Raw genomic sequence first — 15,294 nt, 5'->3', positions numbered from 1 at the left:
TTCGGCAAGATTGTGGCCAGTCGCCGCGCTCGCAGTCACCCTGATCGGGTGCACGGGCGGCGCAGCAGACGATCGCGGCGCGTTCACCTCATCGATTTCGCCGGCGCCTGCTGCCGCACCGTCGCCCCAACTGCCGCAAGGTGCCAAAGCCCGGCGCGCCTTTGCTCAGGCGACCGGACCGGACTGGAGCGGAGAATCCGGTGCCTCGGGTCACCCGCTGATGACGTCCGATGCGATCCGGGCCGCCGCGGCCGATTTTGAGGGCTGCTTGCAGCGCCTCTATCCCGCTGCATCGAAGCGCGGCGTCCCGAAGCAGGCTTACGACGCCTTGACCCGCGACCTGACGCCCGACCTCAAGATCATGGATCTGGTCGACGGACAGCCCGAGTTCACGCTCGCCTTCTGGGATTATCTCGACCGGCTCGTGAGCGACGAGCGCATCCAGCGCGGACGCGAATTGCTGGCCGAGCATCGCGCGACATTCGACGCGATGGAGCGGACCTACGGTGTCGATCGTCACATCGTCGCTGCGATCTGGGGCATCGAATCGAAATACTCGACGATGATGGGCGAACGCCCGGTGCTGCGTTCGACCGCAACGCTCGCCTGTGTCGGTCGCCGTCAGGACTATTTCCGCAATGAATTCCTCGCTGCCGTGGAGCTTCTGTATCGCGGCGATGTCCATCCGGAGCGGATGAAGGGGTCGTGGGCCGGTGCGTTCGGACCGACCCAGTTCATGCCGACGGTCTATAAGAATTACGCGGTCGACGCCGACGGCGACAACAGGCGCGACCTCACCACATCGATTCCCGATCTGTTGTTCTCCACCGCGAATTACTTCCGCCGTCACGGCTGGGAAACCGGTCAGACCTGGGGCTACGAGGTCGTGGTCCCGAGAAACTTCAATTTCATGCTGGCGGACCGCAGCAAGCTGATGACGATCCGCGAATGGGAGCAGCTCGGCATTCAGCGGCCGGGCGGCAAGCCGTTCCCGCGATCGTCCGACCGTGCCTTCCTGATGGTGCCGGCCGGCAGCCAGGGGCCGGGCTTCCTGATGCTCAATAATTTTCGCGTGATCATGCGCTACAACCCGGCAGAAGCTTACGCGCTTGCGATCGGACATCTGGCGGACCGGCTGCGCGGCGGCGAGGCTTTCGTGCAGGGCTGGCCGCGGCAGGAGCGCGTGCTGACCCGCGAGGAGCGCGTGGAATTGCAGCAATTGCTAGCCCAACGAGGCTTCGACATCGGCACGCCCGACGGCCGTTTCGGTCCGAAAACGCGGGCCGCGATCCGCGATTTCCAGGCGCGGGCAGGCCTTGTGCCGGACGGCTTCCCCACGGCGACCGTGCTGGCGCGATTGCGGGGGAATTAACGGCAAAGCGCGGCGCGACCTTCGCCTTGCCATCTTCTTTTGCTATGCAGGCCCGGTCAGCGGGGCAGGGCTCCGGTCAGCATCGACGCGGGTCTTATGGCGCGGCAGGAAAACAGGCAGAAGCGGCGGATCGTGACACGGCTGGTCCTCGGCGGGATCGCTCTGGCCGTTCTGGCAACCGGCTGGCCTGCGCAGGCCCAGTTCTTCCCGTTCGACGACCGGTTTTTTCGTCCCCGGCCTCAGAAACCGCGGCCTCCGGTTCAGCAGGAGCAGACCACCGCGCCCGCGCCGAAAAAGGCCGAGGTGCCGCCGACCATCCGTATCCTCGTGCTTGGCGATTCGCTCGCCGACTGGCTGGCCTATGGCCTTGAGGAGCAACTCGCCGAGACCCCGGAAATCGGCATCCTGCGCAAGCACCGCGCCTATTCCGGGCTGATCCGTTACGAGCAGAAGAGCGAGGCCGAATGGCCGAAGGTCGCGCGCGAACTGATCGCGGCCGAGAAGCCGCAAGCGGTTGTCGTGCTGGTCGGCCTGCATGACCGGCAGGAGATCCGCGAGAAAGTTCCGGTGAAACAACCGCAGCAGCCTCAGCCGTCGCAATCTCAGCAGCCGCTGTCCCAGCCGCAACCGGCGCAGCAAAAGCCGGCCGACAATGACGACGAGACGCCGGCGGTCGCCGCGTCGGAATCCCAGCGCGCACGCCCCGCCGGTCCGGCTGAATTTCGGACCGAGCGGTGGGAAGAGCTCTATGGCGCCAAGGTCGACGAGATGATCGCCGCGCTCCGCACAGCGCACGCGCCGGTGCTATGGGTCGGCGTACCGGCTGTGCGCGGGGCCAAATCCACGGCCGATCTGAATTACCTCAATGACCTGATCCGGCCACGTGTCGAGAAGGCCGGCTTCATCTTCGTGAATACCTGGGACGGCTTTGTCGACGACCGCGGCAACTTCATGCAGCGCGGACCGGACGAGACCGGCCAGATCCGCCAACTTCGCACGCTCGATGGCGTACATTTCACGCGCTTCGGCGCGCGCAAACTCGCGCATTACGTCGAACGCGATCTCAAGCGGGTTCTGCGCGAGCCGATCCCGGCCGCGCTCAACGTCCCGGCCGAGCCGCAGCCAGCCCAGCCTGCAAAGCCCGCCGGCCCGACCGCGCGTCCGCTAGCCGGTCCGGTGATCCTGCTCGGGACGCCGCTGCAGGAACCGACCGATCTCGCCGGCGGGCCTGCTGCCGAGAAGAAGGCGCCTGCGCTCGAGCCGGTGGCCAGCCGCACGCTGATCAAGGGCGAGCCGCAGCGCGCAGAAGCCGGCCGCGCGGACGATCCGGCCTGGCCGCCGCGGCTACCGAACCTCGTCGCGTCCGAGCCGCTGCCGCCAACCGGCGCACCGCTGACGATCGTGCGGGCGCCGACGCCCGCGGCGCCGGCGCTGCAAACCGCGCAGCCCGGCCAGAAGCCGGGGACGCCTGCGGCCACGCCCGCAGCCCGTGTCGCCCAACAACGGCCGCCGCAGCAGCAGGCGCCGACCTTCTGGCGTCGTCAGGCGCCTGAATATTCCGGACCGCGCTTCTTCTTCGGATTGTTCGGGCGGTAAGCTGCAGCGATCAGCGCGGCAGCGTGCTGGTGCCCATCAGGTAGGTGTCGATCGCCTGCGCGCATTGGCGGCCTTCGCGGATCGCCCAGACCACCAGCGACTGGCCGCGCCGCATGTCGCCCGCGGCGAACACCTTGTCGACCGACGTCCGGTAATCATCGGTGCTGGCCTTCGCGTTGCCGCGCGGATCAAGCGCGAGACCGAGCGAAGCGAGCATGCCTTCTTTCACCGGATGCACGAAGCCCATTGCCAGCAGCACGAGATCGGCGTTGACCGTGAATTCGGTGCCGGGAATCGGCTTGATCTTGTCATCGGCGCGCACGCAACGGATCGCGGTGACCTTGCCGTTTTCACCCTCGAAGCCCTGCGTCAGCACCGAGAATTCGCGCTGGGCGCCCTCTTCGTGGCTCGATGAGGTACGCAGCTTGTAAGGCCAGTCGGGCCAGGTCAGCGCCTTGTTCTCGCGCTGCGGCGGCATCGGCATGATTTCGAAATTCGTCACCGACAGGGCGCCCTGCCGAATCGAGGTGCCGATACAGTCCGATCCGGTATCGCCGCCGCCGATCACGACGACATGCTTGCCGCCGGCGAGAATCTCCTTCACGCCGCCGAGTGGCTCGCCGGAGACGCGGCGATTCTGCTGCGGCAGGAAATCCATCGCAAAATGGATGCCGTCGAGTTCGCGGCCGGGGATCGGCAGGTCGCGCGGATGTTCGGCGCCGCCGGTCAGTGCCACTGCATCATAGTCGCGGAGGAGCGCATCTGCCGGCATGGTCACGCCGACATGGACGCCATAATGGAAGACGACGCCTTCGGCTTCCATTTGCTGCACGCGCATGTCGACGATGCCCTTCTCCATCTTGAAGTCGGGAATGCCGTAACGCAGAAGGCCGCCGGCCTTCGCCCATTTCTCGAAGACATGGACCTCGTGACCGACGCGCGCGAGCTGTTGCGCGCAGGCAAGGCCCGCCGGACCCGAGCCGACGATCGCGACCTTCTTGCCGGTCTTGTGCTGCGCAGGTTCCGGCTTGATCCAGCCGCTTTCGATCGCCTTGTCGGCGATCGCGCATTCGATGGTCTTGATGGTGACCGGATTGTCGTCGATGTTCAGCGTGCAGGACGCTTCGCACGGCGCCGGACAGACGCGGCCGGTGACTTCCGGGAAATTGTTGGTGGAGAGGAGATTGCGCGCAGCCTCTTCCCAATTGCCGCGGTAGACGAGGTCGTTCCAGTCCGGGATCTGGTTGTTGACCGGGCAGCCGTTGTGACAATACGGGATGCCGCAATCCATGCAGCGCGCCGCCTGTTGGCGAGTCTCGCCTTCCGGCAGCGGCAGCACGAATTCGCGATAATGCTTGATACGCTCCTCGACCGGAGCGTAGTCACGATCCTCGCGATCGATTTCGAGGAAGCCCGTAATCTTACCCATTGACGCGGCGTCTCACTCAGCGGCCTCAAGCGCCTGCGCGGCCTGCATCTCTTTCAGGGCGCGGCGGTATTCGAGCGGCATGACCTTGCGGAATTTTCCGCAATAGGTCTTCCAGTCGGCAAGGATCGCCTTTGCGCGCGCCGATCCGGTCAGCTTGGCGTGCTGACCGATATAGTAGCGCAGGCGTTCCGCATCGTGCCGAGTCATGTCGGTCAGAATCTCGACGCGGCCGGCGGTCTCAAGATCGTGCTTGGAGTGATAGTAGCGCTCGTTGATGTCTTCTTCGGCCGGGACCGGCTCGAGTTCGACCATCGACATGTTGCAGAGCTTTTCGAAATCACCCTTGTCGTCGAGCACATAAGCGATGCCGCCCGACATGCCGGCGGCGAAGTTGCGCCCGGTCGGACCGAGAACGATCACGATGCCGCCAGTCATGTATTCGCAGCAATGGTCGCCCGCGCCCTCGACGACGGCGACCGCGCCCGAATTGCGCACCGCGAACCGCTCGCCGGCGACGCCGCGGAAATAGCACTCGCCCGAAATTGCGCCGTAAAGCACGGTGTTGCCGACGATGATCGACTCCTCCGGAACGATCCCGGAATCATCGGTCGGCCGCACGATGATCTTGCCGCCGGACAGTCCCTTGCCGACATAGTCGTTGCCTTCGCCCTGCAGGTCGAAGGTGACGCCCTTGGCGAGCCAGGCGCCGAAGCTCTGGCCCGACGTGCCGGTCAGCGACACATGGATGGTGTCGTCCGGCAGTCCCTCGTGGCCGTAGCGCTTGGCGACTTCGCCCGACAGCATCGCGCCCGCCGAGCGATCGGTGTTGCGGATCTCGGTGGTGATCTTCACCGGCGTGCCATGATCGAGCGCCGGAGCGGCCTGCGAAATCAGCTTGCGATCGAGAACGTCGCTGATCTTGTGATCCTGCCGCTCGGCATTGTAGATCGCGACGCCTTCCGGCGCGACCGGCTTGGTGAACAGCTTCGAGAAGTCGAGCCCCTTCGCCTTCCAGTGCGCGATCACCGCGCGCTGATCGAGCATCTGCAACTGGCCGATCATCTCGTTGAAGGTGCGGAAGCCCATCTCGGCCATCAGTTCGCGCACTTCCTCGGCGACGAAGAAGAAATAGTTGATGACGTGTTCGGGCTGTCCGGTGAAACGCTTGCGCAACACCGGGTCCTGCGTCGCGACCCCGACGGGGCAGGTGTTGAGATGGCACTTGCGCATCATGATGCAGCCGGCCGCGATCAAGGGAGCTGTGGCAAAGCCCATCTCGTCGGCGCCGAGCAGGGCGCCGACCACGACGTCGCGACCGGTCCGGATGCCGCCATCGACCTGCACCGTGATGCGGCCGCGCAGGCGGTTGTTGACCAGCGTCTGATGCGTTTCGGCGAGCCCGATTTCCCAGGGGCTCCCGGCATGCTTGATCGAGGTGAGCGGTGAGGCGCCCGTGCCGCCCTCGAAGCCGGCGATTGTCACATGGTCCGAACGCGCCTTGGAGACGCCGGCGGCAACGGTGCCGACGCCGACCTCGGACACGAGCTTCACCGAGACGTCGCCGGCCGGATTGACGTTCTTGAGGTCGTAGATGAGCTGCGCGAGGTCTTCGATCGAATAGATGTCGTGGTGCGGCGGCGGCGAGATCAGGCCGACGCCCGGCGTCGAATGGCGCACCTTGGCGATGACGCGATCCACCTTGTGGCCGGGCAATTGCCCGCCTTCGCCGGGCTTTGCGCCCTGCGCCATCTTGATCTGCATCACGTCAGAATTGACGAGATATTCGGTGGTGACGCCGAAGCGGCCCGAGGCGACCTGCTTGATCGCCGAGCGCATCGAGTCGCCGTTCGGCATCGGCTTGAAGCGATCCGCTTCCTCGCCGCCCTCGCCGGTATTGGACTTGCCGCCGATCCGGTTCATCGCGATCGCGAGCGTCGTATGCGCCTCGCGCGAGATTGAGCCGAACGACATCGCGCCGGTCGCGAAGCGCTTGACGATCTCCTTGGCCGGCTCGACTTCGTCGAGCGGCACAGGCTTGCGCCCATCCTCTTCCGCGGTCTTCAGGCGGAACAGGCCGCGAATCGTCAGCAGTTTTTCGGACTGTTCGTTCAGCGCGCGGGCGAAGGCGCGATATTGCTCATAGGAATTGCCGCGGACCGCATGCTGCAGGTTCGCGACCGTCTGCGCGGTCCAGACGTGATCCTCGCCGCGCACGCGATAGGCATATTCGCCGCCGACATCCAGCGCGTCGCGATAGACCGGCGCGTCGCCGAAGGCATCGCGATGGCGGCGCACCGTCTCTTCGGCGATTTCGGCGATGCCGACACCCTCGATCCTTGTATGCGTGCCGGTGAAATAGCTCGCGACGAAGTCCGAGCTCAGACCGACCGCGTCAAAAATCTGCGCGCCGCAATAGGACTGATAGGTCGAGATGCCCATCTTGGACATCACCTTCATGATGCCCTTGCCGAGCGACTTGATGTAGCGCTTGATGATTTCCTTGTCGTCGAGCTTCTGCGGCAGCGCATCCTTCATCGCGATCAGGGTCTCGAACGCGAGATAGGGATTGATCGCCTCCGCGCCGTAGCCCGCAAGGCAGGCGAAGTGATGCACTTCGCGCGGCTCGCCGGACTCAACGACAAGACCGACCGAGGTGCGAAGCCCCTCGCGGATCAGGTGATGATGGACCGCGGCGCATGCGAGCAAAGCAGGGATCGGCACCCGCTCCGCACTGACCTTGCGATCGGACAGGATGATGATGTTGAAGCCGTCGCGCACCGCCTTCTCGGCCTGCGCCTTCAGCGCCTTGAGCGCGGGCTCAAGTCCGGCGGCGCCCTGATCGGCGGCGAAGGTCGTGTCCAGCGTGCAGGACCGGAAATGGTTGTCCTCGACGTCGCCGATCGAGCGGATCTTTTCGAGATCCTTGTCGGTCAGGATCGGCTGGCGCACTTCGAGCCGCTTGGTGGTCGAGGTGCCTTCGATGTCGAACAGGTTCGGCCGCGGCCCGATGATCGAGACGAGGCTCATCACGATTTCTTCGCGGATCGGATCGATCGGCGGGTTCGTGACCTGCGCGAAATTCTGCTTGAAATAGGTGTAGAGGAGCTTCGACTTGTCCGACAGCGCCGAGATCGGCGTGTCATTGCCCATCGAGCCGATCGCTTCCTCGCCGGTCGAGCCCATCGGCGCGAGCAGGATCTTGATGTCTTCCTGGGTATAGCCGAAGGCCTGCTGACGATCGAGCAGCGAGAGGTTCGACAGCGGCACCTTGCCGCCGCTCTCGGGAAGATCCTCGAGCACGAGCTGGGTCGCGTGCAGCCATTCCTTGTAGGGGTGCGACTTGGCGATCTGCGCCTTCAATTCCTCGTCCGGAATCAGGCGGCCTTCCTTGAGGTCGACCAGCAGCATCTTGCCGGGCTGCAGCCGCCACTTCTTGACGATGTCGCGCTCGGCGATCGGCAGCACGCCCATCTCGGACGCCATGATGATGCGATCGTCGCGGGTCAGGCAGTAGCGCGCCGGACGCAGGCCGTTGCGGTCGAGCGTTGCGCCGATCTGCGTGCCGTCGGTGAAGACGAGAGCGGCGGGACCGTCCCACGGCTCCATCAGGGCGGCGTGATATTCGTAGAAGGCGCGACGCTGCTCATCCATGAGCGGATTGCCCGCCCAGGCTTCCGGCACCATCATCATCATCGCATGCGACAACGGATAGCCGCCCATCACAAGAAATTCGAGCGCGTTGTCGAAGCAGGCGGTGTCGGATTGGCCTTCGTAGGAAATCGGCCAGAGCTTATGGATGTCGTCGCCAAACAGCGGCGACGATACCGATGCCTGCCGCGCGGCCATCCAGTTCACGTTGCCGCGCAGCGTGTTGATTTCGCCGTTATGCGCGATGAAGCGATAGGGATGCGCGAGCGACCAGGTCGGGAAGGTGTTGGTCGAGAAGCGCTGATGCACGAGCGCCAGCGCGGACGCGAAATCCGGGTCGTGCAGGTCGGGATAATATGTGCCGAGCTGATCGGCGAGGAACATGCCCTTGTAGATCACCGTGCGGCATGACAGCGACACTGGGTAATAGCCCGACAGGCGGCGTTCGCGGCGCAAATAGATCGCGTTCGAGATCGCCTTGCGCATGATGTAGAGGCGGCGATCGAAATCCTGTTCGTTCGTGATATGCGCCGGCCGCTCGACGAAGACCTGCATATGCACGGGCTCGGTCGGCTTGACGGATTCGCCGAGCGTCGAATTGTCGGTCGGCACCTTGCGCCAGCCGAGAATCTTCAGGCCTTCCTTGGCCGCGACCTCTTCATAAGTCTTGCGGATCTCGTCGCGCCATTCCTCGTCGCGCGGCAGGAACAGGAAGCCGACGCCGTAATGGCCGGGGGCGGGCAGGGTGAAGCCATTTTCCTTCGCCTTCTTGGCGAAGAAGGCATGCGGGATCTGGACGAGAATCCCGGCGCCGTCGCCGGCGCGTGGATCGGCGCCGACAGCGCCGCGATGTTCGAGATTGACGAGGATCGTCAGCGCATCCTCGACGATCTGGTGCGACTTGCGGCCCTTGATGTCGGCGATGAAGCCGACGCCGCAGGAATCCTTGTCGAGCGCAGGATCGTAGAGCCCGGCCGCCGCAGGCACGCCGGGATCGGCGGAATCGGCAAAATCGGATGCGCGTAGCGCGACCCGCTTCTGCTGAATTCCCCGGTCGATCATCCGGTTCGTCTCCACGGCATCCATACTCAGTCTTTCGGCGGTATCTGCCGTTATCGCGATGCCGGTCTCGCGGCACTGCGCTCAACAGCAGTTCGTGCTCGGTGAGGCAGCCGAGGTCCGCACCCGACGGCGGGTGCGTCCTTGCGGCTGCCTGGCAGGCGGCGCTTCGATGCCGAGCTGCACCGTGCGCCTCCGTCGGCAGGACTTCGAAATCCGCCGTCGCGACTGGCAAAGTGGGACAGCAATGCTGTCCTATCTCATCTTTGCCAAATTTTTCCCCAGCCGACAAGGGGCGGACGGGGGCCGCTCTGGCATTCTTCCAAAGTTTATTCTTTCCGGGGCCGACAGTCCAAACAAGCGGATTCTGCGCTGGCACGTGAACCAATTTTGCGCGGCAGGGTTTCGCCGCGTCCGCTCTCTGCTATCCCTCGGCTTCCCTCGCGACCCAAGGTCAGGCCGGACCGTAGCCAATCACAGGACCCCGAAGTGAATTTCGCAAGCGATAACACCGCGGCCATTGCGCCCGGAATCCTCGATGCGCTGGTGCGGGCCAATCAGGGTTACGCCCTCGGTTATGGCAACGATGCGGCCACGCAAAGGGTCGAGCGGACCATTGGCGAGGTGTTCGAATGCGATCCCGCGGTGTTCCTTGTTCCCACGGGAACCGCGGCCAATGCCCTGTCGCTCGCCCATGTGACCCCGCCATGGGGCGGGGTGCTGTGCCACGAACAGGCGCACATCATGACCGACGAATGCGGTGCGCCCGAATTTTTCGGGGGCGGGCTGAAACTGATCGGGCTACCGGGCGCGAACTGCAAATTGTCGCGCGACCGGCTGGAGCGGGCGATCGCACGATATTCCGGGCATGTGCCGCACCAGGTCAACGCGGCGAGCGTCTCGCTCACCCAGGCGACCGAAGCCGGCACCATCTACCGCGTCGACGAGATCGCGGCCTTGTCCGAGGTTGCCCATGCGAACGGCCTTGCTGTGCACATGGACGGTGCGCGCTTCGCCAATGCGCTTGCGCGCATGAATGCGACTCCGGCGGAGATGACCTGGAAAGCCGGCATCGATGTTTTGTCCTTCGGCGCGACCAAGGGCGGCGCCATGGCGGCCGAGGCCGTGGTCTTCTTCGACAAGGCACGCGCCGCGTCCATGGCCGAGCGGCGCAAGCGCGCGGGACATTTGTTGTCGAAGCATCGTTTCCTCGCCGCGCAATTCGAGGGGTATCTGGCGGACGGCTATTGGCTCAGCCTCGCGCGCCACGCCAATGCGATGGCCGACCGGCTGGCGGACGGCTTGCGCGGCGCGGGTATCTCCATCGTCTGGCCGGTCGAAGCCAATATCGTTTTCGCATTGCTGCCGACGGCGCTCGATGGGAAGTTGAAATCCGCGGGGGCGACTTATTACGTGCGCCCGAATACGCTCGCAGGCGACGACGTGGTGATCGGTGAGGACCAGATGCTGGTGCGGCTCGTCACCTCCTTCGCTACCATGGAGCCGGATGTGGATCGGTTCGTGGCGCTGGTGCGCGCGGGATAGGGGGGAAGAACATGAAGGTCGCAGTGGTCGGCGCATCCGGGCGCGGTGGATCGCGCATCGTTTCCGAACTGGCAAGGCGCGGACATCAGGTCACCGCCATCGCCCGCAACACCGATAAGGTTCCGACCGGACCGAATATCACCGTGCGGCGCGGCGACATCAACGACATCGGATTTCCCGGATTGCTCGCCGGTCACGACGCAGTGGTCAGCGCGGTGCGCTTTGTGCAGGCCAATCCCGATGTGCTGATCGGCGCGGTGCGGGCCTCGGGCGTGAAACGTTACGCCGTGATGGGCGGTGCGGGCAGCCTTGAAGTCGAGCCGGGCCGCAAGCTCCTCGACACGCCGCAATTTCCGGAAGCCGCCAAGCCGGAGGCGACGGCGGGCGCCGCTTTTCTCGAGAAGCTGAAGGCCGCAGACGATCTCGACTGGATTTTCCTCTCCCCCGCAATGGTGATCGCGGTCGGCGAGCGGACCGGCCAATTCCGCGTCGGCGACAACCGGCTGATGACCGACGCAAACGGCAAGAGCACGATCTCGTTCGAGGATTACGCGGTAGCGCTGGTCGACGAACTCGAACAGCACAAGCGCTCGCGCGCGCATTTCTCAGTCGCGTACTGAACGTGTGCGCGATCGATGGTCGCAAAATGATCCGCGGCTGATTCAAAGCCGCTGAAATTCCGCCGTAGCCGCGCCCAATTCGGCGCGCAGCTTCACCTCCGGGTTCGGTCTCGGCTCCGGGGAGGGGCGACGTGAAACACTCTGTTCTTCTTGCGGCTTTCGTCACCGCGCTGGCCGCCGCGCCGGTTCAGGCACAGCCGGTCGCCGCGGACCTTCTGCCGGCGCACGAAGTGACAACGATCATTGCCTCGATGGGGATGCGCGTGGTCGGGCGTCCGGCCTGGATGCGTGGCCGTTACGTGGTCGCGGCGGTGGATCGCCAGGGCCGCGAAGTCAACGTGGTGGTCGATGCATTCGACGGGCAGGTGCTTGCGGTGCGTCCTGTCGGCGGCCGTGGCTTCGATGGACCGCCGCACAGCGCGCCCGACGGCCCCCCGATGCGGCCTCCGGGCGTGGTGCCAGGCGCGCCGCCCGCGACGGGTCCCGGCATGCCGCCGCCCGATGACGACGAGTTCTTCGATAATGATCGCCAGCAGGCAGCGCTGCCACCGGAGCGCAACGCGCGCCTGCCGCGCGATCCTGCCGCGACCGGCACGGTCCAACGCTCTGCCCCGGCTCCGCGCAAGGATGCGGCGCGCGATCAGGGTCGAAAGGCGAACCCGCCGGTGCCGCGTCCGCGTCCCGCGCTCGCCAAAGCCGGCGAACCCGACGGGACGCCCGCGAACAAACCCGCGGCGGCAGGATCGGACAGCGGCAAGCCCAAAGCCGAACAACCGGCGAAACCGCCTGTCGCCAAGCCTGCTCAGGCTGCGGCGGAAGCTGCCGCGAAGCCGGAGGCTGGCGCCAAGCCGGCAGCCGACCAGAAGGACATTCGCGTCATCGATCTGAGCAAGCCGAAGGATGCGAAGAAACCGGAAGACAAGCCAGGTGAGGCCATCCGCTTCTAGGACAATGCACGAGGGGCCTGACAAGCGAAAGCGCCCCGGTCACCCGGGGCGCTCCCTTCCCGAAGGATGATTGTCGGACCTTCAGCCGATCAAGCGGCCGCCTTGGTCTCGACCTGACCCTCGATCACCTTGCCGCTGGCAGCGTTGATAGGAATCTGCCGCGGCTTCTTGGCCTCCGGAATCTCGCGGACGAGATCCACGTGCAGGAGACCGTTCTCGAGAGTGGCGCCCTTCACCTGGACGAAGTCGGCGAGCTGGAAGACGCGCTCAAACGCGCGGGCGGCAATGCCCTGGTACAGGACTTCGCCGGATTTCTCTTCCGTCTTCTGCTGCTTTTCGCCGCGGATGGTGAGGGTGTTTTCCTTCAGCTCGATCTTGAGCTCGTTCTCCGCAAAGCCCGCGACCGCTACGCTGACCCGGTACGCGTTCTCGCCGGTCCGCTCGATGTTGTAGGGCGGATAGCCGGGCGCGCTCTCGGCAGCCGTCTGGTCAAGCAGACTGAAAAGTCGGTCGAAGCCAACGGTAGAACGATAGAAGGGAGTGAGATCGAAGTGACGCATGATATGTCCTCCTTGAAGCGACATGTGCGATACGAGGTCCGCCCAAATGGGCCGGACCACTGGATTGCGCCGCCTGATGGCCGGCGCACCTTTGATCTAGGAAGCAGCGTTTTTTCGTCAAGGGGGAGCCAAATCTTGAAAAACAACGGCTTACCGGCGCTTCCACGCAGGCTGCCCGCTGTCCCTGCAACCCATTGAGACTGACGCGACCCCTGCTATAACGCCGCACCCGCCGCCGCCGGCGAACCGGTTCCCGCTTCGCCGGATCAAGCGCACAGCCTTCCGATGAAACTCATTTCCATCCCCGCGAATCCGGTTCCCGAGGACGTGGTCGTCGGCACCTTGCAGACGCCGGACCGCATCGAGCTGCGTTTCGCGCGCTGGGCGCCGCCTCCGGGGCGCAAGGGCACCGTGTGCATTTTCCACGGCCGCGCCGAGTTCATCGAAAAGTATTTCGAGGTCGTCCGCGAGTTGCGGCAGCGCGGCTTCGCGGTGGCCACCCTGGACTGGCGTGGCCAAGGGCTGTCGCAGCATGTGCTCCGCGATACCAAGAAGGGATATGTCGAGAGCTTTCGCGAATACGAAACCGATCTCGAAACCTTCATGCGCGAGGTGGTGCTGCCGGATTGTCCGCCGCCCTATTTCGCGATCGGCCATTCGATGGGTGCCTCGATCCTCACCCGCATCGCCTATCGCGGCTATCGTTGGTTCGATCGCATGGTGCTGTGTGCGCCCCTGATCAAGCTCGGTCCGCAATTGCTGACGCCGTTCGCGAAGCCGGTGGTGATCTTCCTGAACGGCATCGGCCTTGGCACGTCCTATGTCCCCGGCGGTAGCCCGACGGTGATCGCCGCGCAGCCTTTTCTCGGCAATGTGCTGACGTCGGATCCGGTGCGTCACGCGCGGACCGCGGCGGTGTTGGAAGCCGAGCCGGCGCTCGGTCTCGGTTCGCCGACGAATGCGTGGGCGGCCGCCGCCTTCTCGATGATGCGGGAGTTCGAGAACGTCAATTATCCGGGAAAGATCCGTCAGCCGATCCTGATGATCGCCGCCGGTCGCGACGTCACGGTTTCCACATCGGCGATCGAGGAATTTGCCGGACGATTGCGATCCGGATCGCATCTGATCATCGCCGGTTCGCGCCATGAGATGATGATGGAAACCGACCGCTACCGCGCGCAGTTCTGGGCGGCGTTCGATGCCTTCGTACCGGGCACGCCGGAATTCTGACGGCGCGGTTACGCCGTTGCGGCAGGCTCCAGCGTGAACAATTCCTGCGGCCGTTCGACCCCGCGCAGCGCATAGCGCCCGACCGAAACGAGCCGCTCGCGCATGCCATCGACCGCCGCGAAGGTTTCAGAGACCAGGACCGGCTGTTCGACCGATCGGCACATTGCCGCGATCCGGCTCGCTTCGTTCACTGCAGGTCCCACGACGGTAAAGTCGAGCCGGTCGATGGAGCCGATATTGCCGTATAAGACTTCGCCGACATGCAGCCCGACATACATGTCGGTGACCGGAAGCGCGTCCGCCTGACGCCGCGCGTTCAGGGCTGCGACATCCCGGCGCGCAGCCGTCGCGGCATCGAGCGCGCAGGAGCAGCAGCGGGCGCGGTCGCCGGTGGTGAAGATCGCAAGAATTCCATCCCCGATCAGCTTGAGCACGTCACCGCCCTGATCGTGGACCGCCGAGACGATCACATCGGCATAATCGTTGAGCAGCGGGATCACCTGCTCGGGCGCGGAATCGGTGACGCGGGTGAAGCCGCGCAGGTCGCTGAACCAGATCGCGGCATCGATCCGGTCGGCGACACCACGCATGATGCGGCCCGAAAGGACGCGCCGGGCGGCGTCGCGGCCGAGATAGGTGTCGAGCAGCGTGCCGGTCATGCGGGTCAGCGCCGCGGTCTTCACCGCAAGCGACAGCATCGGCACCGTGCGCACAAGCGCATCCACCTGGTGATCGTCGAACCCGCCCGGTTGCGTGGTCATCCAGCTCGAATAGACCGCGTCCATCTCGCCGATGACGCCCTCCGGTGCGAACCGTTTGACGATGGCGATGCCGCCCTTCATGCCGGCGGCGAGATAATCCCGTATGACCGGAAAGACCGATGCGTGCTCTTCGGTCAGTTTGAGAAGGCTCTGTCCGGTCTGCAGCATGTGAAAGAACGGACTTTGCCGCCAGGTCGCCGCGCCCTTTTCCTGATCGGCGGCGAGCGGAACGCCATCCGGCACGACGGTGCGGCCGTATTCGACCATTCCGGGCTGCGAGGCATCATGGCCCCACCGCACCAGCCGGCCCTCATAGACCGGATGCAGCGTGTCGATCAGCACCAGCGACCGGGCCAGCGGAATACCGGCGTCCCTGGCCCGTTCGCAGAAGCCGGTGACCAGTACGTCTTCAGGCGTGCCGTTCAGCCCGGCTTCCGCGAGCCATTCGTTCAGGGCGTTGATCTTCTGACCGTCGATCATGCGGCCAGCATGTGGGCCGCAAACCTCACCGGTCAATCCCATGAGCG

10 protein-coding genes are annotated in these 15,294 nt (G+C 64.9%); 6 read left to right on the top strand and 4 right to left on the bottom strand.

Translation table 11 applies throughout. From position 1 onward, the window contains the following. Positions 1–40: 40 nt before the first annotated feature. Positions 41–1,372 (top strand): lytic murein transglycosylase, encoded by a 1,332-nt coding sequence (locus VN004_RS09360; RefSeq protein ID WP_325609252.1) that lies wholly within the window; start codon positions 41–43, stop codon positions 1,370–1,372. 96 nt (positions 1,373–1,468) lie between these two features. Continuing rightward, positions 1,469–2,968, top strand: a complete 1,500-nt coding sequence (locus VN004_RS09355) for a DUF459 domain-containing protein (RefSeq protein WP_325609250.1) — start codon at positions 1,469–1,471, stop codon at positions 2,966–2,968. Positions 2,969–2,978: 10 nt separating this feature from the next. Here the strand turns inward: VN004_RS09355 and VN004_RS09350 are convergent, their stop codons facing one another. Beyond that, complete coding sequence (locus tag VN004_RS09350; RefSeq protein ID WP_325609248.1) at positions 2,979–4,397, bottom strand: glutamate synthase subunit beta; 1,419 nt, start codon at positions 4,395–4,397, stop codon at positions 2,979–2,981. A 12-nt stretch (positions 4,398–4,409) separates the two neighbouring features. After that, positions 4,410–9,107, bottom strand: coding sequence for a glutamate synthase large subunit (gltB, locus tag VN004_RS09345; protein ID WP_325609245.1), 4,698 nt, complete (start codon positions 9,105–9,107; stop codon positions 4,410–4,412). Positions 9,108–9,593: 486 nt separating this feature from the next. On the opposite strand from gltB, the gene VN004_RS09340 reads away from it, so the two are divergent. The 3 genes from VN004_RS09340 (at position 9,594) to VN004_RS09330 (ending at position 12,216) form a co-directional block, all read left to right on the top strand. Next, on the top strand, positions 9,594–10,649 hold the full coding sequence (locus VN004_RS09340; protein ID WP_325609243.1) for a low specificity L-threonine aldolase: 1,056 nt from the start codon (positions 9,594–9,596) through the stop codon (positions 10,647–10,649). Positions 10,650–10,660: 11 nt separating this feature from the next. Further along, complete coding sequence (locus VN004_RS09335; protein ID WP_325609241.1) at positions 10,661–11,269, top strand: NAD(P)-dependent oxidoreductase; 609 nt, start codon at positions 10,661–10,663, stop codon at positions 11,267–11,269. Positions 11,270–11,400: 131 nt separating this feature from the next. Beyond that, on the top strand, positions 11,401–12,216 hold the full coding sequence (locus VN004_RS09330) for a hypothetical protein (RefSeq protein ID WP_325609239.1): 816 nt from the start codon (positions 11,401–11,403) through the stop codon (positions 12,214–12,216). A gap of 89 nt (positions 12,217–12,305) precedes the next feature. On the opposite strand, the gene VN004_RS09325 is transcribed toward VN004_RS09330, so the two are convergent. Then, positions 12,306–12,776 carry an Hsp20 family protein gene (locus VN004_RS09325; protein WP_325609238.1) on the bottom strand — a complete coding sequence of 157 codons (471 nt, stop codon included), beginning with the start codon at positions 12,774–12,776 and terminating at the stop codon, positions 12,306–12,308. A 285-nt stretch (positions 12,777–13,061) separates the two neighbouring features. Here VN004_RS09325 and VN004_RS09320 point away from each other — a divergent pair, with 285 nt between their 5' ends. Beyond that, positions 13,062–14,006 (top strand): alpha/beta hydrolase, encoded by a 945-nt coding sequence (locus VN004_RS09320; protein WP_325609237.1) that lies wholly within the window; start codon positions 13,062–13,064, stop codon positions 14,004–14,006. 8 nt (positions 14,007–14,014) lie between these two features. On the opposite strand, the gene VN004_RS09315 is transcribed toward VN004_RS09320, so the two are convergent. Then, positions 14,015–15,247, bottom strand: coding sequence for an adenylate/guanylate cyclase domain-containing protein (locus tag VN004_RS09315; protein ID WP_325609236.1), 1,233 nt, complete (start codon positions 15,245–15,247; stop codon positions 14,015–14,017). Positions 15,248–15,294 lie beyond the last annotated feature (47 nt).

Origin of the sequence: Pseudorhodoplanes sp. (genome assembly GCF_035565855.1) — a bacterium.
Taxonomy (GTDB): Bacteria; Pseudomonadota; Alphaproteobacteria; order Rhizobiales; family Xanthobacteraceae; genus Pseudorhodoplanes.
The sequence above is the reverse complement of the archived record's forward strand: the minus strand, read 5'-3'. Positions and strand labels throughout refer to the sequence as shown.

Coding starts and splice junctions, on each gene's coding strand:
- VN004_RS09355 (WP_325609250.1), top strand. CDS start 1,469: ATGGCGCGGCAGGAAAACAGGCAGAAGCGGCGGATCGTGACACGGCTG.
- VN004_RS09350 (WP_325609248.1), bottom strand. CDS start 4,397: ATGGGTAAGATTACGGGCTTCCTCGAAATCGATCGCGAGGATCGTGAC.
- gltB (WP_325609245.1), bottom strand. CDS start 9,107: ATGATCGACCGGGGAATTCAGCAGAAGCGGGTCGCGCTACGCGCATCC.
- VN004_RS09335 (WP_325609241.1), top strand. CDS start 10,661: ATGAAGGTCGCAGTGGTCGGCGCATCCGGGCGCGGTGGATCGCGCATC.
- VN004_RS09325 (WP_325609238.1), bottom strand. CDS start 12,776: ATGCGTCACTTCGATCTCACTCCCTTCTATCGTTCTACCGTTGGCTTC.
- VN004_RS09320 (WP_325609237.1), top strand. CDS start 13,062: ATGAAACTCATTTCCATCCCCGCGAATCCGGTTCCCGAGGACGTGGTC.
- VN004_RS09315 (WP_325609236.1), bottom strand. CDS start 15,247: ATGATCGACGGTCAGAAGATCAACGCCCTGAACGAATGGCTCGCGGAA.